Source organism: Nocardiopsis sp. M1B1, from assembly GCF_052466615.1.
Genome location: NZ_CP196194.1, coordinates 3,668,953 through 3,686,280, shown reverse-complemented (window position 1 = coordinate 3,686,280; position 17,328 = coordinate 3,668,953). Strand labels below are relative to the sequence as shown.

Here is a 17,328-nt window from a genome sequence, read left to right as displayed (position 1 = left end):
CGCCCCGCGAGGGGGAGGGGCCGGGACCGCGGCCCGCACGAGACCCCCGCTTCAGGGCCGGGGCGCCCCGCCGTCGGCGTCCCGCCCGACCCCGTCCTCCTGCCCGTCGCGCACCAGGAAGGGCGCCAGCAGTTCGGGGACGGCCTCGTCCGCCCAGGCCAGGCCCTGGCCCAGCCCCACGTCCCTGGCCGCGTACATCCCCTGCCCCGCCGCCGTCGTGGCGGCCACGTCGGCCAGGCCCAGCCTGCGCTGGAACGGCGAGCGGTTGATGCGCCAGCCGATCACCGCCGACCGCTCCAGGGTCACCGTGTCGCGCACCGCCATCCCCTTGCGCACCACCAGGTAGCGCGGGTGCAGCCCGTGTCCCAGGCCCCGGTAGGAGCCCACGGCGTACCAGAACGCCGCCGCCGCGATCGCCACCGCCAGCACCGCCCACGCCCAGCTCGGCGTGACCTCCACCGTGCTCGTGGCCAGCGGCACCGGGATGATCTCGCGCTCCACCTCGTGCACCACGTCCCACCAGGCCTCGGCGATCAGCGTGTGCAGCCAGGCCAGCGCCCCGGAGAGCACCGCGCCCAGCACGGTGACCACGGCGGCCCGGGTGAAGCGGCGGCGCAGCGCGGTCCGGGGGTGCACGGCCAGCGCCACGTCCAGGGGCGAGTCCGGCGTGCCCATCAGGTCGGCGGCCAGCTTCCTGGCCCGCTCCCGCGGCATGCCCGGGGACAGGCGGCTCTTGGCGCTGGTCTTCTGGTCGTCGGCCGCGGCCAGCCCGGTGGCCACCGCGCGCACGTCCGCTCCACCCGACAGCCGCAGCACGTACGGCTCGTGCAGCGTGATCCCGTTGAGGCGGCGCCCCTCCACCGACAGCGACACGCTGGTCAGCAGGCCCCGGCGCAGCCGCACGGTCCCGTCGGCCTCCCGGGTGAGGCGGTAGTTCCACCAGGTCTCCACGGCCACGGCGGTCAGGACCACCACACCGGACACCAGCAGACCCAGCAGCGTCAGGGGCACCACGATCAGGATCTGCCCCATCACGAACGAGGACATCTCCTCCACGCTGGGCAGGCCGGCCTGCTCGGAGAGCCAGTCCCACCCCACGCCGCCGGTCTGGGCGTTCAGGCCCAGCAGACCGGCGATGGCGCCCAGTCCCACGCCCAGGGTCGCGGTGGTCGCGGGGGCGTAGGCGAACCAGCGGCGGTCGAGGCGGGCCAGTTCGGTCTCGCCCTCCTCGCCCGCGCCGTCCTCGGCGGCCTCCCCGACACCGGACACGGCGCCGGCGGCGGGCGCGCCCCGGCGCAGCAGGTCGCGGCGCAGCCACTCGCCCTGCCCCGCGGTGACGTAGAGCAGCTGGAGCTGGTCGGCCCCGGCCCCGACCTTCTCGCCGGTGCCGACCGTGACCGAGCACAGTCCGAAGATCCGCACGTAGATCGGCGCCGCCACGTCGACGCTGCGCACGCGCTCGCGCGGGATGGACCGGTAGGACTTGGCGACGACGCCCGAGCGCATCTCCATGCGCTCGTCGGTGACCCGGTAGCGGGTCGCGCGCAGGCGCAGCAGGTCGATGTAGGTCATGAGCGCCACGAACGCCAGCGCGGCGGGGACCGGGAGCAGGGCCCACAGGGGCTGTCCGGCCACCACCAGCACGATGCTGGCCACGATCGCGCTCGGGACGAGGAACAGCCCGACGACGACGGCGCTCGCCCACACGCTGAGCGGGTGCAGCCGCTGCCAGTCGGTGACGGGGGTCTCCCCGACGGGGGAGGTTCCCTGTGCGGGAGCCGCCTGGGGCCCGGCATCCGCCGGGACGGGGCCCGGGTCGGTGCCGGCCGGTCCGGCGGGGACGCCCTCCGCACGCGGGGCGGGCGGTCCGCTCTGTCCGGGCGCCGGGGGGAACTCCTCGGGGCCGGGTCGGTGTCCGTCGCTCATGTCGCGTCCCCCGGGGTCGCCTGGGTGGTGTCGGTGAGCTGGTCGGCCACGCGCGTGGCCAGTTCGTGGTCCAAGCCGGTGATCTCGATCGGGCCCGCGGCGGAGGCGGTGGTCACGGTGACGCTGGAGAGCCCGAACGCCCGCTGGAGGGGGCCGCGCGCGGTGTCCACGGTCTGGATGCGCGACATCGGGGCCACACGCCACTCCTGCCAGAGCCAGCCGCTGGAGGTGTAGACGGCCGTGTCGGTGACCTCCCAGCGGTGGACGCGGTAGCGCCACCGCGGCATGACCACGGTGATCAGCAGCCCGATCCCGCCGATCACCGCGGCGGCGGCCAGGAACCAGGCGCGCGGCGGCTCCCAGATGATCGCGGGCACCACGGGGACGGCGGTGAGGAGGACCGTCACGGTCAGGGACCGGGTCGTCCACCAGCGGACGGCACGTCCGTCCACCCGGTGGCGGGGCGGGCGCAGGCGGGGGGTGTCGGCGCTCATCGCGTCCACGCCTCCTTCGGTTCGGGGCCCTGGCGGGCCGGGTGTCTTTTAAAAGTGATATCACAATGCTATGCTCGCGTCATCACCCAGAAGAGAACGGAAACCTCAGATGACCGCTACCGGCCAGGCCCCCGCTCCTGCTCCCCAGTACCGAGAACACCCCGCCGCCAGCATCAACGGCATGGTGATGGCGGTGGTCAGCGTCCTGCTCTTCCTCCTCGGCGTCGCCGTCGCGCTGTCGCCCATCGTCGGACTGCCCGTGCCCCTGGTGGCCGTCGGCGTTGTCCTCGCCGTGGTCGGCTTCCTGTTCTTCATCGGGCTGGAGATGGTCGCGCCCAACGAGGCCAAGGTCGTCCAGCTCTTCGGCCGCTACGTCGGCAGCGTCCGCACCGACGGCCTGCGCTGGGTCAACCCCTTCACCGTCCGCAAGGGCGTCTCCACCCGCATCCGCAACCACGAGACCTCCGTGATGAAGGTCAACGACGCCTCCGGCAGCCCCATCGAGATCGCCGCCGTCATCGTCTGGCAGGTGGAGGACACCGCCCGGGCCTCCTTCGAGGTGGACGACTTCGTGGAGTTCGTCTCCATCCAGACCGAGGCCGCCGTGCGACACATCGCGGGCAACTACCCCTACGACTCCTACGACACCGACACCAGCCGCTCCCTGCGCGGCAGCGCCGACCTCATCACCGAGCAGCTGTCCCGGGAGGTCGGCGAGCGGGTCGAGGCGGCGGGCGTGCGGATCGTGGAGACGCGCTTCACCCACCTGGCCTACGCCTCCGAGGTCGCCCAGGCCATGCTCCAGCGCCAGCAGGCCAGCGCGCTGATCGCCGCCCGCCAGGAGATCGTCGAGGGCGCCGTGGGCATGGTCGACCGCGCTCTCGCCCGCCTGTCGGAGGAGGGCGTGGTGGAACTGGACGAGGAGCGCAAGGCCGCCATGGTCAGCAACCTGCTCGTGGTGCTGTGCTCCGACCGCCCCGCCAGCCCCGTCGTCAACGCCGGAACCCTGTACCAGTGACCGCGTGAGGTGGCAGTGCCCGAGCGCAAGAAGGTGCTGCTGCGGCTCGACCCCGCCGTCCACGACGCGCTCGCGCGGTGGGCCGGGCAGGAGCTGCGCAGCACCAACGCCCAGATCGAGTTCCTGCTGCGCCGCGCGCTGGACGACGCGGGGCGGATGCCCAAGGAGGCGGGGGCCATCCCCCGCCGCGGCCGACCGCGCAGACCCGAGCCGGAGCGGCCGGAGCCCGAGCAGGAGGACGAGGGACCGGGGAAGTGACGGCGCCGCCGGAGCCGCGGGACCCGGGCGGGGGACGAAGCCGACCCCGCCCGGGATAGGGACGCTCTAGGGTCCGTTTTCGAACCGGCCTCAGCTTGTGGGGGTTGGTTCGGGCGCCCACGGGGTTCTGGAGGTGGCGGAGGCGGGTTCGTGAGGAACGAGCGAACCCGTCGTAGGCGCCGAAGGTTCCCGTTCTCCGGGCGCCCGAACACGGACCGAAGCGGAGCGGAGGTCCAAAAAACACTGCCTAGCCCAGCGCCGCCGCGGCGGCCCGACCGGCCGTGCGGCCCGAGAACAGGCAGCCGCCCAGGAAGGTGCCCTCCAACGCCCGGTAGCCGTGCACCCCGCCGCCGCCGAACCCCGCGACCTCGCCCGCGGCGTACACCCCCGGCAGCGGCGTGCCGTCCGCGCGCAGCACGCGGGCGTCCAGGTCGGTGTGCAGGCCGCCCAGGGACTTGCGGGTGAGCACGTGCAGGCGCACCGCGATCAGCGGGCCCGCCTTGGGGTCCAGGATCTGGTGCGGGGACGCCACCCTGGCCAGGCGGTCGCCCCGGTAGTTGCGCGCCCCGTGGATCGCCGTCACCTGGAGGTCCTTGGTGAAGGTGTTGACCATCTCCCGGTCGCGGGCCACCACCTCGCGGGTGACGGTGTCGGCGTCGAGCACGCCGTCGCCCGCGATCTCCTCCATCCGCCGGATCAGCTCGGGCAGCCGGTCGGCCACGGCGAAGTCCGCGCCGTTGCGCTTGAAGGCCTCCACCGGCCCCGGCGCGCCCGGCAGCACCCGCTTGAGGACGAGCCCGAGGTCCTTCCCGGTCAGGTCGGGGTTCTGCTCCGACCCCGACAGGGCGAACTCCTTCTCGATGATCCTCTGCGAGAGCACGAACCACGTGTACTCGTGGCCGCTGCGCATGATGTGCTCCAGGGTCCCCAGGGTGTCGAACCCGGGGAAGTAGGGCGCGGGCAGCCGTTTGCCGGTCGCGTCCAGCCACAGCGAGGAGGGCCCCGGCAGGATGCGGATGCCGTGCCGGGCCCAGACGGGGTCCCAGTTCTGGATGCCCTCGGTGTAGTGCCACATGCGGTCGGGGTTGACGATCCGCCCGCCCGCCCGCTCGGTGATGGCCAGCATGCGCCCGTCCACGTGCTCGGGCACCCCCGAGAGCATGTGCCGCGGCGGGGTGCCCAGGCGCTCGGGCCAGTTGCGGCGCACCAGGTCGTGGTCGCCGCCGATCCCGCCGGAGGTGACGATCACCGCCTGGGCGGAGAACTCGAAGTCGCCCACCGCCTCGCGTCCGCTGGCCTCGCCCCGTCTGACGTCGCTGGGGGTCAGGACCGCGCCGCGCACGCCGGTGACCGTCCCGCCCGTGACCACCAGCTCGTCCACCCGGTGGCGGAAGCGCAGCGAGACCAGGCCGCGCTCGGCCGCCGCGCGCACCCGCCGCTCGAACGGCGCGACCACGCCCGGGCCGGTGCCCCAGGTGATGTGGAACCGGGGCACGGAGTTGCCGTGGCCGTCGGCCAGGTAGCCGCCGCGCTCGGCCCAGCCCACGAGGGGGAAGAACCGTATCCCCTGCCGGTGGAGCCAGGAGCGCTTCTCCCCGGCGGCGAAGTCCACGTAGGCCTCGGCCCACCGGCGGGGCCAGGCGTCCTCGGGCCGGTCGAACCCCGCGGTGCCCGTCCAGTCCTGCATGGCCAGCTCGGCGGAGTCCCTGATGCCCATGCGCCGCTGCTCGGGGGAGTCCACGAGGAACAGCCCGCCGAAGGACCAGAACGCCTGCCCGCCCAGGGACTGCTCGGGCTCCTGGTCCAGCAGGAGCACGCGCCTGCCCGCGTCGGCGAGCTCGGCCGCCGCGGTCAGGCCCGCCAGCCCGGCGCCGACGACGATGACGTCGGCGCGGTCGTCTCCGCTACCACCCATGCTGTTCCCCTCCGGTCGGCCGTGCCCGGGCACGGCGTGCGCGTTGGTGACGACTGTGCCGCCGCCGCGGCGGCACGGCAAGGGCGACGTGTGTCGTGCGCCACAGGATTTGTCAGGAGGTGACAAACCCTCCCGGCTCGGCCACAATCGTGCGACCCGCGCGCCCCGGGTTCCCTCTGGTCCCGTTCGCGCTGGTCACACCGTGTTCAAGACGAAGGACTCCGCGTGTACTTCCATCCCCCGACCCTCGACCCCGGCTGGCTCGCCACCCTCGTCGGGCTCGCCACCCTGCTCTTCCTCCTCGCCCAGCCCCTGCTCCTCTGGCCCCTGACCCGCCACCTGGGAGAACCCGCCGAACCCGGCCGCCCCTCGCCCCTGACGCGCCTCCAACGCGTCACGGTGTGGGTGTCCATGGCCGAGGTCCTCCTGGCCGTGGTGTTCGTCGGGTCCGCGCGGGTCCTCACCCCGGCCGACATCGGACTCGTCCCGCCCCGGTTGCACGGGTACGACCCCGAGGCGCCCCCGGTCCTGGCGGACGACCCCGTCGCCTGGGCCGGGACGGCCGCGGTCCTGGTGTGGATCGCACTGTTCGTGGCGGCCCTGTTGGTACAGAGGCACCGCGACGGTGTCCGCGGGCAGACCCCTCCCGGACAGCGGGTCCACCTGCCCGACCTCACCGACGCCGAGTGGCGCTCGATGCCCTGGTCCTTCGCCCTGGGCGGCCTGGCCACCACGGTCGCGCTCTTCGTGGTCGTCTACCCGCTGGTCACGGTGTTCGTCGGCCCCCTGGCGGCGGTCGCCGCCGTCGCGCTGCTGCTGGGAGGGCAGCAGTGGGGGAACGGGTACCAGCAGACGCTGGTCCTGACCGCGTACGGGGCGCTGATGGCGCTGTGCCACGCCTTCCTGTCCGCCGGGTCCCTGTTCGTGCCCGTGGTCTTCTGGTGCGTCCTCGCCTACGCCTACGGCCGCTCGCTGCGCCAGCAGCGCCTCCAGATCTCCCAGACGGCGCCCATGGAGGTCACCATGCTCGACGCCGACGGCAACCCCGTCCGGCGGCCCGGGCGCTGAACCGCACGGACGCACACCACGGGCTCCGGCGCCGCCACCTTCGCGCGGCGCCGCCGGAGCCCGCCGGGTTCAGACCCCGAAGCGCACCAGCGACCGGCCTCCCCGGCCCCGGGCCATGCGCTCGAAGGCCTCGGGCACGCCTTCGAGCGGAATCTCGTCGGTGACCATGGCCGCCAGCTTCAGCTCCCCCGACCGCACCCGCTCGGCGATGAGCGGGACGTCGCGCGCCGGGTCGCTGGAGCCGTACACGCACCCGCGCAGCGTGCGCGCCTGGTGGAACAGCTCCAGCGCGTTGAAGGACACCTCGTCGTCCACCCTGCCCACGCCCACCACCGTGACCGTGCCGCCGCGCCGGGTCACGTCCCAGGCCGAGCGCACCGCCTTCGCCGACCCCACCACCTCGAAGGCGTGGTCGGCGCCGCGCCTGCCCGTCAGCGCGCGCACGGCCCTGACCAGGGTCTCGTCGGCGAGCAGGAACTCGGTGGCGCCCAGTGAGCGGGCCAGCTCCTCCTTGGCGGGGGAGACGTCCACCGCGATCACCGGGTCGGCCCCGGCCAGGCGCGCGGCCTGGAGCACCGACAGTCCCACCCCGCCCAGGCCCAGCACCACGGCGGACTGGCCCTCGCGCACGCCCGCGGAGTTGTTGACCGCGCCCCAGCCGGTGAGCACCGCGCAGCCCAGCACGGCGGCCACCGCCGGGTCGATCCCGTCGGGCAGCGGCACGACGGCGGAGACGGGCACCACGGTGGCCTCGGCGAACGCGCCGCACCCCAGGCCGGGGTAGACGGGCGTGCCGTCGTCGAGCTCGGCGTAGGGCTGCGCGGTGCGGTCCAGCGCGTGCTCGCACAGGTGCGGCTCGCCCTGGCGGCAGAACCAGCACTCGCGGCAGGAGGGGGCCCAGTTCAGGATCACCTGCTGGCCGGGGACCACCTCCGTGACGCCCTCGCCGACGGCGTCGACGGTCCCTGCTCCCTCGTGGCCCAGCACGGCGGGCCACTTCTGCGCCAGGGTTCCGTTGGACAGGGACAGGTCGGAGTGGCACACCCCGGCCGCGGCCAGGCGCACCCGCACCTGGCCGGGGCCGGGGTCGGGCAGGACCAGGTCGCGGATGCGGGGAGGGGCGCCGCGCTCGGAGAAGACGGCGGCCCTGACGGTCGTACTCATGGGAGGCTCCAATCACGGACTGCCGAGACAGTAGCAATACCGACCGGTCGGTCAAGGACCCGGGGCGTACGGACCCGTGTTCTCCCGAATGGGCCCGCTCCTTCCCGCCTTGGGGGTCCTTTGCCGTTGTCGACCGACATTTTGCCTGGTAACGGTAATGATGGGGGCAGAGGGAGGGGTCATGGTCAATCCGGTCTGGGTGGGAACCCTCATGTTCGGCAGGGTGCCCGTCGGCGTGCGCCTCTACAGCGCGCGCGAACGCAGGGGGCCCGTGCTGCACCAGTTCGAGCGGGGCACGGCCGACCGCATCCGCTACGTCCGCGTCAACGAGCGCACCGGTGAGGAGGTCGCCAGCGAGGACGTCGTGCGCGGGGCCCGCACCGGGGTCGAGGACGAGTACGTGGTCCTGGAGCCGGAGGAGCTGGAGGAGATCCTCCCGCACGGCTCGCGCACCATGGAGCTGACCGGCTTCCTGTCCCAGGGTGCCGTCGACGCGCTGTGGTACGCCTCCACCTACTACGTCGCGCCCCGGGCCGCGGTCGACGCCAAGGCCTACCAGCTGCTGTACACGGCCCTGGAGCAGACCCGCCGCACGGGCGTGGCCACCATCGTCCTGCGCGACCGCGAGTACCCCGTCCTGATCGAACCGAACCGGGGCGTATTGTCGGCCTCCACCCTGTGGTGGCCCGACGAGGTCCGCGAACCCGACGACGTGATGCCGCCCGTGGCCCACGCCGCGCTGACCAAGAGCGAACTCGAACTGGCCCGCGAGCTGGTCGGGTCCCTGTCGATCGAGTGGGACCCCGAGGACTACTCCGACAGCTACGGCCAGCGCCTGACCGAACTGGTGCGCGCCAAGGCCGGGGGCAGGACGTTCACCCACCGGCCCGAGCAGGCCGCGCCCCCCGAGGACGCGGACGGCCTCGGCGAGGCCCTGCGCCAGAGCCTGCCCGCCCAGCGCACCCGGGGCACGCGGTCGCGCGGCCCGCGCGCGTCCACCGGGGCGGAGGGGGCCCGGCGGGCCCGCGAACCCCGGGGGGCCGCAGCACGCGGTACCCGGGTCGAACGGCGGAGCGAGGGCAGGGTCACCAAGCGCGAACTGCTCCAGCGGGCCTCGGAGCTGGACGTGCCGGGCCGGTCCAAGATGAGCCGTGACCAGCTGGAGGAGGCCGTGGGGCTGAACGGCTCCGAAGCACGCCGCTGAGGACCGCGCCGGACGGGTCCCTCGCCGCCGCGAGGGGCCCGGTTCCAGGACGGAGTGTTCCGGACGCCCCGGAGTCCGGGCCGGAGCCCCACCACCAGTGCGCGTCCCACGCGCGTCCCGGCCCAGCACGGCGGCGGCCCTTCGCGAGGGGGCTTACCGGGGTTGACGGACGGCCCGTGCGGTCGGACAGTGTTGGGAGCGCTCCCAACACCGGCGGCGACCCCGCCCGAGCGCTCCGCGACCCCGCCGTCGGCCGAACCCGCCGGTCGGGCGACCGCCCGCCGCCGACCGGGCCGCCACCGCGACCGAAGCACCGCACGCGGAGCCGCGCCCGCCGGGGACGGCCCCGCGAGGCGACCGGCATGCGCGCGGGCACCGCAGCCCCCCACCCCCCGCCGTCGGGAAGGCCCCGCACATGACCCAGACCCCCGCGAACCCCCTCAGCAGGGCGGTCGGCGCGCTCGCCGCCGCCGTCCTGCCCATGATGGCCGCGCTCCTGTTCGCCGCGCCCCCGGCCTCGGCCGCCGCCCTGACCGAGGTCGAGGACTTCGGTCCCAACCCCAGCGGTCTGCGCATGTACCTGTACGTGCCGGACAGCGTCACCGAGAACCCCCCGGTCCTGGTCGCCCAGCACTGGTGCACCGGAACCGGGCCCGTCTTCCACGCCAACACCGAGTTCGCCTCGCTGGCCGACCGGTACGGCTTCATCGTCGTCTACCCCTCCGTCACGCGCGCCAGCCAGTGCTTCGACGTGTCCTCGCCCGAGGCGCTGACCCGGGGCGGCGGCAGCGACCCGGTCGGCATCCGCTCGATGGTCGCCCACGTCGTCGACGCCCACGACGCCGACGCCGAGCGCGTGTTCGTCACCGGCGTCTCCTCCGGGGCCATGATGACCAACGTCATGCTGGCCAACTACCCGGACGTGTTCGCGGCGGGAGCGGCCTTCAGCGGCGTGCCCTTCGGCTGCTTCGCCACCACCGACGGCTCCGGCTGGAACAACGCCTGCTCCACCGGCACGATCGACCGCACCCCGCAGGAGTGGGGCGACCTGGTCCGCGACTCCTACCCCGGCTACACCGGACCGCGGCCCCGTATGCAGCTGTGGCACGGGACCGAGGACGACGTCCTGCGCTACGCCAACTTCACCGAGGAGATCGAACAGTGGACCGACGTCCACGGCCTCGGCCGGACACCTGCTTCCACCGACCAGCCCCGACCCGGCTGGACCCGCACCCGCTACGGCGCCACCGGAGACCGGGCCCCGGTGGAGGCCGTCAGCATGCGGGGCGTGGGTCACAACCTCATGGCCAACGGCATGGCGGCCCACGCCATCACCTTCTTCGGACTCGACCAGGACACCGGCCCCGGTCCCGACCCGGAACCCGAGCCCGGTGACGGGGACTGCGCCGTCGCCGTCACCACCAACGCCTGGAACACCGGCCTGACCGCCTCGCTGACCATCACCAACACCGGCACCGAGCCCGTCGAAGGCTGGTCCCTGGACTTCACCCTGCCCGCGGGCCAGACCATCACCTCGGGCTGGAACGCCTCCTACGCTCCGCGCCGGGGCGCGGTCACCGCCGCCAACGCCTCCCACAACGCCGTCATCGCCCCCGGCGCCAGTGTGGGCATCGGCTACCAGGCCGCGCACACCGGCGACTCCGGCGGACCGACCGGCTTCGCCCTCAACGGCGCGGCCTGCTCTCCGGCCTGATGCGGCGCGGCGCGGCCCCTCCGGAAGGGCCGCGCCGCGTTGCACTCGCGCCGTAGAGGGGTATGTCCCCTTTCGTCCGTGCGGACCCGCGGTGCAGTGAACCCACGCGCCACCGGGGCCGCCCAGTGTCCCGCGCGGTGTACGGGAGGTCCCATGGCTCGACCGGTCGGTCCGGCGGCGGTTCCGCGGCACTACCTCATGTGCCGCCCCACCTACTTCGCGGTCGAGTACGCGATCAACCCCTGGATGGACCCGGCGGCGGGCGTGGACCGCGCACGCGCCATCCGCCAGTGGGAGGGGCTGCGCGACCTCTACCTCTCCCTGGGGCACCGCGTCAGCGAGATCGCCCCCGTCGACGGCCTGCCCGACATGGTCTTCGCCGCCAACGGGGCCCTGGTCGTGGACGGCAGGGTCTACGGGGCGCGCTTCGCCAGCGCCGAGCGCACCCCGGAGGGCCCGGCCTACCTCGACTGGTTCCGCCAGGCGGGCTACACCGAGACCCGCGAGCCCAAGCACGTCAACGAGGGCGAGGGCGACTTCCTCACCCTGGACGAGGTGGTCCTGGCCGCCACGGGGTTCCGGACCGAGGCCGCCGCGCACCAGGAGGCCGAGCGCTTCCTGGGCCGCCCCGTCGTCACCCTCCAGCTGACCGACCCGCGCTTCTACCACCTGGACACCGCGCTGTTCACCCTCTCCGGTGACCAGATCGCCTACTACCCCGGTGCCTTCTCGGCCGGAAGCCGACGGGTGCTGCGCTCGCTCTTCCCGGACGCGCTCCTGGCCACCGAGGAGGACGCAGCCGTGCTCGGCCTCAACGCCGTGTGCGACGGCCGCAACGTCGTCATCGCCGCCGAGGCCACCGCCCTGGCCGACCGCCTGCGGGCCCTGGGCTACGCCGTCCACCCCGTGGAGCTGGACGAGCTGCGCCGGGCCGGAGGCGGCGCCAAGTGCTGCACCCTGGTGCTGCGCGACGCCCCTGTGTGAGGGGGCCCGGGGCCGGGGCGCGCGGACCCGCCGATGCGTGGACCCGCCGCCGTCCGGTCCGCCGCGGGGCCGGGCCGGTGTGGGAAATACCACCGCGAAACGGGCCCATCGGGCTAACGCCACAGGTCACGCACGCGGGCCCGCCGCGGACCGCGCCCGGGCCCGCGCACGGGGGACCACCGCCCCTGGCCGGAGGCCCCCGCCGCAATAAAGTCTGAGTACGTGAAGAGCACACAGCGCAGACTCCCGCGTCAGCTCAGGGAAGAGCAGATGATCGACGCCGCCGTCACCGCGTTCTCGCGCGGCGGCTACCACACCGTGAGCGTCGAGGAGATCGCCGAGGCGGCCGGGACCTCCAAGCCCACCGTGTACCAGTACCTGGGCTCCAAGGAACGGATCTTCACCGCCTGCGTGCGCCGTGAGACCGACCGGCTCATCGAGGCCGTGCGCGCCGCGGCGCACGATCCGCACGCCCCGGCGGGGGAGGACCCCCTGCACCGGGGCATGCGCGCCTTCTTCGTCTTCGTCACCGGCAACCGCGCGAGCTGGACCGTGCTGTACCGGCACGCGGACCTGCGGGGCGAGCCCTTCGCCGGGGAGGCCGTGCGGCTCAGGGACCGCGTGACGGCCGAGGTGGCCGACCTCGTCACCGAGTGCACGCGCGAGGGCTACGGCGACCTCGCCCCCAAGGACGCCCAGCTGTTGGCGCGCATCGCGGTCAGTACCGCCGACGCCTTCGCCGACTGGTTCCTGGAGCACCCCGAGGAGAGCCCCGAGACCATGGCCCGGCACGTCACGGACCTGACCTGGGCCCACCTGCGCGCCCGCCGCGAGGGCGCCGAGGTCTGACCCCCGGCGCCCCGGGCGGCGCGGCGGTGCCGTGGGCGGAGCGGGCCGGCGCCGCCGGACGGGCGCCCGCCTCCGTCGCGGCGCGCGGGGTCAGCGCCCGTGGTTCAGCGCCAGGACGCTGACCAGGTCGTAGGCCACGTGCGAGGCGGCGGTCGCGGTGATCTGCGCGTGGTCGTAGGCCGGGGCGACCTCCACCACGTCGGCGCCCACCAGGTTGCAGGAGGCCAGTCCGCGCAGGATCTCCAGCAGTTCGCGGCTGGTCAGGCCGCCCGCCTCCGGGGTGCCGGTGCCGGGCGCGTGCGCCGGGTCGAGCACGTCGATGTCCACCGACACGTACAGCGGGCGGCGGCCGATGCGCTGGCGCAGCGCGTCGGCGACCTCGTCCACGCCCCTGCGCATGACGTCGGCGGAGGTGACGATGCCGAAGCCGAAGCGGCGGTCCTCCTCCAGGTCCTTCTTGCCGTAGAGCGGGCCGCGGGTGCCCACGTGGCACAGGGCCTCGGTGTCCAGGATCCCCTCCTCCACGGCGCGGCGGAACGGTGTGCCGTGGGTGTAGGGCTCGCCGAAGTAGGTGTCCCAGGTGTCCAGGTGGGCGTCGAAGTGCAGCAGGGCGATCGGCCCGTGCTGGCGGTACAGCGAGCGCAGCAGCGGCAGCGCGATGGTGTGGTCGCCGCCCAGGGTGACCAGGCGGGTGCCCGCCCGCACGAACTCGGAGGCGCCCTGATCCAGGGTCTCCACCGCGTCGCCGATCGAGAAGGGGTTGACCGCGATGTCGCCGCCGTCGACCACCTGCGCGGAGGCGAACGGGGACACGTCCAGGCCCGGGTTGTAGGGGCGCAGCAGGCGGCTGGCCTCGCGGATGGCCGAGGGGCCGAAGCGCGCGCCGGGGCGGTAGGACACGCCGGTGTCGAAGGGGACGCCGACCACGGCGATGTCGGCGTGCCCGACCTGGTCGATGCGGGGCAGCCGGGCGAAGGTGGCCGGTCCGGCGAAGCGCGGTACGAGGCTGGAGTCGGTGGGGCCGATCGGTGCGTTCACGGGTGTCCTTCTCGTCGTCGGTGCGGTGTTCGGTGCGGTCCGCGGGCGGGGAGGCGCGGGGGGCGAAAGCGGCCGTGTCGGGGCGGATCGTACGAACCCCGGTCAGGTTAGGCAGCCGACACGGTCTCCTCCAGTGGACGAAACATCCACAAAGGTGCGTTGTACTGGATGAGGTATCCAGAACACGCGGTCAGCGCGCCCGCACGGGGGACACCGGGGGCACCTGTCCTCTCCGCTCCGCCGGGCGGGGACGCGGGCCGGTTCGCGAAGGGGGTCCGCGGGGTGGCGGGACAGAGCAGGGCACAGGGACACACGGTCCCGTTGAGCACCGTCGTGGGCCGCCGCGACCTGGGACTGACCACCCTCGTGGCCGCCGGGGACCCGGGGATCGGCTGGGCGGTGGCCAGCGAACTGGCCGACCCGGCCGCCTACCTGCGCGGCGGAGAACTGCTGCTCACCGCGGGCGTCAACCTGCCCGCCGCCCCCGCCGGACTGCGCGGCTACGTGGACTCCCTGGTCGGCGCGGGGGTCAGCGCCCTCGGCTTCGGCGTCACCCCGGTGCACGACACCGTCCCCGCCGGGCTGGTCGAGCAGTGCCGCGCGCGGGGACTGCCCCTGGTGCAGGTGCCCCGCCCCACGCCCTTCGCCGCCGTCAGCCAGGCCGTGGGCGCCGAACTCCAGGAGCTGCACCTGCGCGACCTGCGCCGCCTGGGCGAGGCGCACCAGGCCCTGGCCCTGGCCGTCACCGCCGACGCCCCCGTGGACCGGGTCCTGCGCGTCCTGGCCGAGGCCCTGGGCGGCTGGGCGGTCCTGGCCCGCCCGTCGCCCGCCGTGCCGGGCGGCGCCCGCCGCACCGCGGGCGCCCCGGCGGAGCTGGACCCCGAACTTCACGGGCTCGCGGACCGGCTCACCCGGCCGCGCGGCCCGCGCAGCGCCAAGGCCCAAGTGCGGGGGGACGAGGTCTTCCTGCACACCGTCGGCGCCCCGCCGGGGGAGCACGGCGTGGTCCTGGTCGGCCGCCCCGAACCGCTGGGCGTCACCGACCGGGCCGTCCTGCGCACCGCCACCGCCCTGCTGGAGCTGCTCGCCCGGGCCTCCCGGGGCGCCCCGCCCGCCCCGGGCCGCCTGATCACCGGCCTGCTCCTGGACGGCGGGCTCACCGACGCGGCCGTGCCGCTGCTGGCCGAACTCACCGCCCCGGCGGACGCCCCCGCCGGGGCGGCCCTCCCCGGCGCCTACCGGGTCCTGCGCGCCCGGCCCGCCGGGCGGGGCCGCCACACCGCCCCCGCCGCGCTGCCCCTGGGCACCCGGCTGCTGGACGCGGGCCCCGGTGAGGACCTGCGCGCCGTCCTCGCCGACCGGGGCGAGGCCGCGCACCGGGCCCACCTGGACCGGCTGCTCGACCACGGCTGGATCGCTGCGCTGAGCGGGCCGGCGGACCCGGCGGAGCTGGCCGCCGCGGACCGCCGGTCCGCCGCCCTGCTCACCCGCGCCCGCGCGGTCGGCGGGCCGCTGCTGGAGGAGCCCGCCGACCCCTTCGACGCCCTCCTGGCGCCGGGGGGAGGCGAGGACCTGGCCCGGAGCGTCCTGGGACCGCTGGCCGAGGACACCGACTCCGCGCGCCTGCTGCGCCGCACCCTGCGGGTCTGGCTCACCCGGCACGGCAACTGGGACCGGGCCGCCGCCGACCTGGGCGCCCACCGCAACAGCGTCCGCTACCGGATCGGGCGCGTCGAGCGCGACCTGGGCGTGGACCTGGCCGACGCCGAGCAGCGCATGCGGCTGTGGTTCGCGCTCACCCGCTGGCCGTACTGACCCGGGCTCCGCCTCTCCCCGCCCCACCGCGGCCCGGAGACGACCCCGAGCGGCCCGCGCGGGGCGCGGACAAGTGTCCGGGAAAGTGCCGTTGCGGCATTACCGGCCGTTTTCGGCAATTCCGCTGTTCCGTTCGAACCCGGCCCCCTTTTCGAAGACGTGTCCACGGCCTTTCGGCGGTCGACGAGCCGGGCGCCGCGTCGGACAGGCGCGGGCGCTACGGGCTTTGCGGCTTCCCCGCGCCAACGGGATCCCCGTCCGCCCCCGGGCGCGCGATGGGGCATAATCCGGTGATGAAACGGAAGCGGAAGCGAGAGCGGCCTCCGAAACATGGGTGTATTTCCGTTCCCTCAACCCTGTCGAAGCCGAACCGAGAAAATTGATGAACGCCGTTGCGAACGCGAGCTCAGGGGACCGCATGTCTTTTCCGCCGCTGGACACGGCCCTGCCGGCCGGGGCCGACGCCCGTGAGCACGCCCGCCTGCTCCGGCGCGTGCACGAGGCCTCGCTCTCCGGCCGCCCTGCGCCGGCCGCCCTGCGACCGGTCATCGAGGACTCCTGGTCCCGCAGCCGACGCTTCGGGATCGACCCCGACAGCGTCCCGCCGCCCCGCACGGCCCGCCTGGACGAGCTCCAACGGCACCGCGACGCCTCACCGATCGCCGAGGTCATGCCGCTGATCCGCCGCTCCCTCGTCTCGGTCGCCGACGAGGCCGACCACATCATGCTGGTCACCGACGCCTCCGGCCAGATCCTGTGGCGCGACGGCTCCCACCGCATCCGCTCCCTCGGCGACCGCGTCGGGCTCGTCGAGGGCGCCTTCTGGAACGAGGGCAGCACCGGCACCAACGCCATCGGCACCGCCCTGGTCGTGGGACGGCCCGTGCAGGTCTACTCCGCCGAGCACTTCGTGCGCAACCTGCACGCCCTCACCTGCGCCTGCGCCCCCATCCACGACCCCCGCGACGGCCGCCTGCTCGGCGCCGTCGACGTCACCGGCCCGGTCTCCACCATCCACCCCTCCACCCTGGCCCTGGTCAGCGCGGTGGCCCAGCTGGCCGAGGCCCACCTGCAGAGCATCCACCACACCCACCTGGAGCGGCTGCGCTCCGTGGCCGCGCCCCTGCTGGCCGGGATGAGCGAGCGCGCGCTGGTGGTGGACGAGGCCGGGTGGACCGCCGCCGCCGCCCACATGGAGCCGGTCCGCAGGGTACTGCTGCCCAAACAGCGCGAGAGCGGCACCGCCTGGCTGCCCGCCCTGGGGGAGTGCGCCCTGGAGCCCCTGCCCGGCGGATGGCTGCTGCGCCCGCGTCCGGCGTCGGAGAGCGCGCCCTCCACTGTCACCCTGGACCTGACCCGGCCCTCGCCCAGGATGGTGGTCGCCGGGCCCAGCGGGGAGTGGGCGCACCGGCTCACCCCGCGCCACGCGGAGCTGCTGCTGCTGTTGGCCGTGCACCGGGGCGGGCGCACCGGCGCGCAGCTGTCCCAGGACGTGTTCGGCGCGGGCGGGCACGTGGTGACGGTGCGCGCCGAGCTCTCGCGCGTGCGCCGCCATCTGGGCGGCATCATCCAGAGCCGCCCCTACCGGTTCAGCGGGGAGGTGCGGGTGCGGGTGGTGCGGCCCCCCTCGCCGGTGGACCTGCTGCCCGGGTCGGTGGCCCCCGGCGTGCGCGCGGTGCGGGACGCGCTCCGCGACGGCGACTGCCCCATGGCTCTGCGCGACGGCACCGCAACCTAGTGCAACCGTTGCCGTGTCGTGCGGCGTGCGATGGACTGTGCGTGCGCGGCCCAGAGTCGGTGGCCGCCGCAGGGCAAGAGAGGGCCCGGCGGCGGACCGCGGACGGAACGCGTGGCGCGTCCACGGCCTTGGGACCTTGAGGG

14 protein-coding genes are annotated in these 17,328 nt (G+C 74.6%); 9 read left to right on the top strand and 5 right to left on the bottom strand.

The features are described 5' to 3' along the window. Positions 1-51: 51 nt before the first annotated feature. Together ACSTA4_RS16035 and ACSTA4_RS16030 are read right to left on the bottom strand one after the other, a co-directional pair. Entirely contained in the window at positions 52-1,926 is a 1,875-nt protein-coding gene (locus ACSTA4_RS16035) for a PH domain-containing protein (protein WP_444959964.1), read from the bottom strand. Next, on the bottom strand, positions 1,923-2,420 hold the full coding sequence (locus ACSTA4_RS16030; RefSeq protein WP_212639687.1) for a PH domain-containing protein: 498 nt from the start codon (positions 2,418-2,420) through the stop codon (positions 1,923-1,925). Before ACSTA4_RS16030 ends, ACSTA4_RS16035 begins: the two co-directional genes overlap by 4 nt. A gap of 109 nt (positions 2,421-2,529) precedes the next feature. Here ACSTA4_RS16030 and ACSTA4_RS16025 point away from each other — a divergent pair, with 109 nt between their 5' ends. Further along, complete coding sequence (locus tag ACSTA4_RS16025) at positions 2,530-3,438, top strand: SPFH domain-containing protein (protein ID WP_444959963.1); 909 nt, start codon at positions 2,530-2,532, stop codon at positions 3,436-3,438. 15 nt (positions 3,439-3,453) lie between these two features. Next, positions 3,454-3,696, top strand: a complete 243-nt coding sequence (locus ACSTA4_RS16020) for a hypothetical protein (protein WP_416027948.1) — start codon at positions 3,454-3,456, stop codon at positions 3,694-3,696. Positions 3,697-3,943: 247 nt separating this feature from the next. Here ACSTA4_RS16020 and ACSTA4_RS16015 read toward each other — a convergent pair whose 3' ends face one another. Continuing rightward, the gene (locus ACSTA4_RS16015) at positions 3,944-5,611 is read right to left on the bottom strand and encodes an FAD-binding dehydrogenase (RefSeq protein ID WP_444959962.1); all 1,668 of its coding nucleotides are present in this window, start codon (positions 5,609-5,611) and stop codon (positions 3,944-3,946) included. 225 nt (positions 5,612-5,836) lie between these two features. Here ACSTA4_RS16015 and ACSTA4_RS16010 point away from each other — a divergent pair, with 225 nt between their 5' ends. After that, entirely contained in the window at positions 5,837-6,679 is an 843-nt protein-coding gene (locus tag ACSTA4_RS16010; RefSeq protein WP_444959961.1) for a hypothetical protein, read from the top strand. 69 nt (positions 6,680-6,748) lie between these two features. On the opposite strand, the gene ACSTA4_RS16005 is transcribed toward ACSTA4_RS16010, so the two are convergent. After that, the gene (locus ACSTA4_RS16005) at positions 6,749-7,843 is read right to left on the bottom strand and encodes an alcohol dehydrogenase catalytic domain-containing protein (RefSeq protein WP_444959960.1); all 1,095 of its coding nucleotides are present in this window, start codon (positions 7,841-7,843) and stop codon (positions 6,749-6,751) included. Positions 7,844-8,024: 181 nt separating this feature from the next. On the opposite strand from ACSTA4_RS16005, the gene ku reads away from it, so the two are divergent. The 4 genes from ku (at position 8,025) to ACSTA4_RS15985 (ending at position 12,594) form a co-directional block, all read left to right on the top strand. Then, positions 8,025-9,047, top strand: coding sequence for a non-homologous end joining protein Ku (ku, locus tag ACSTA4_RS16000; RefSeq protein WP_444959959.1), 1,023 nt, complete (start codon positions 8,025-8,027; stop codon positions 9,045-9,047). Positions 9,048-9,462: 415 nt separating this feature from the next. Then, on the top strand, positions 9,463-10,761 hold the full coding sequence (locus ACSTA4_RS15995; RefSeq protein ID WP_444959958.1) for an extracellular catalytic domain type 1 short-chain-length polyhydroxyalkanoate depolymerase: 1,299 nt from the start codon (positions 9,463-9,465) through the stop codon (positions 10,759-10,761). Between the two features lie 153 nt (positions 10,762-10,914). Then, a complete protein-coding gene (gene ddaH / locus ACSTA4_RS15990) occupies positions 10,915-11,745 on the top strand; it encodes a dimethylargininase (RefSeq protein WP_013153273.1) in 831 nt (276 codons plus the stop codon). Between the two features lie 222 nt (positions 11,746-11,967). Beyond that, positions 11,968-12,594 (top strand): TetR/AcrR family transcriptional regulator, encoded by a 627-nt coding sequence (locus ACSTA4_RS15985; RefSeq protein WP_444959957.1) that lies wholly within the window; start codon positions 11,968-11,970, stop codon positions 12,592-12,594. 90 nt (positions 12,595-12,684) lie between these two features. Here the strand turns inward: ACSTA4_RS15985 and speB are convergent, their stop codons facing one another. Next, positions 12,685-13,632 (bottom strand): agmatinase, encoded by a 948-nt coding sequence (speB, locus tag ACSTA4_RS15980; protein ID WP_248770612.1) that lies wholly within the window; start codon positions 13,630-13,632, stop codon positions 12,685-12,687. Between the two features lie 321 nt (positions 13,633-13,953). On the opposite strand from speB, the gene ACSTA4_RS15975 reads away from it, so the two are divergent. Further along, positions 13,954-15,447 carry a PucR family transcriptional regulator gene (locus ACSTA4_RS15975; RefSeq protein ID WP_444959956.1) on the top strand — a complete coding sequence of 498 codons (1,494 nt, stop codon included), beginning with the start codon at positions 13,954-13,956 and terminating at the stop codon, positions 15,445-15,447. Between the two features lie 418 nt (positions 15,448-15,865). Continuing rightward, positions 15,866-17,185, top strand: a complete 1,320-nt coding sequence (locus tag ACSTA4_RS15970; protein ID WP_444959955.1) for a GAF domain-containing protein — start codon at positions 15,866-15,868, stop codon at positions 17,183-17,185. Positions 17,186-17,328: the final 143 nt, after the last annotated feature.

Coding starts and splice junctions, on each gene's coding strand:
- ACSTA4_RS16025 (WP_444959963.1), top strand. CDS start 2,530: ATGACCGCTACCGGCCAGGCCCCCGCTCCTGCTCCCCAGTACCGAGAA.
- ACSTA4_RS16015 (WP_444959962.1), bottom strand. CDS start 5,611: ATGGGTGGTAGCGGAGACGACCGCGCCGACGTCATCGTCGTCGGCGCC.
- ddaH (WP_013153273.1), top strand. CDS start 10,915: ATGGCTCGACCGGTCGGTCCGGCGGCGGTTCCGCGGCACTACCTCATG.
- ACSTA4_RS16035 (WP_444959964.1), bottom strand. CDS start 1,926: ATGAGCGACGGACACCGACCCGGCCCCGAGGAGTTCCCCCCGGCGCCC.
- ACSTA4_RS16005 (WP_444959960.1), bottom strand. CDS start 7,843: ATGAGTACGACCGTCAGGGCCGCCGTCTTCTCCGAGCGCGGCGCCCCT.
- ku (WP_444959959.1), top strand. CDS start 8,025: ATGGTCAATCCGGTCTGGGTGGGAACCCTCATGTTCGGCAGGGTGCCC.
- ACSTA4_RS15970 (WP_444959955.1), top strand. CDS start 15,866: ATGTCTTTTCCGCCGCTGGACACGGCCCTGCCGGCCGGGGCCGACGCC.
- ACSTA4_RS15995 (WP_444959958.1), top strand. CDS start 9,463: ATGACCCAGACCCCCGCGAACCCCCTCAGCAGGGCGGTCGGCGCGCTC.
- ACSTA4_RS16030 (WP_212639687.1), bottom strand. CDS start 2,420: ATGAGCGCCGACACCCCCCGCCTGCGCCCGCCCCGCCACCGGGTGGAC.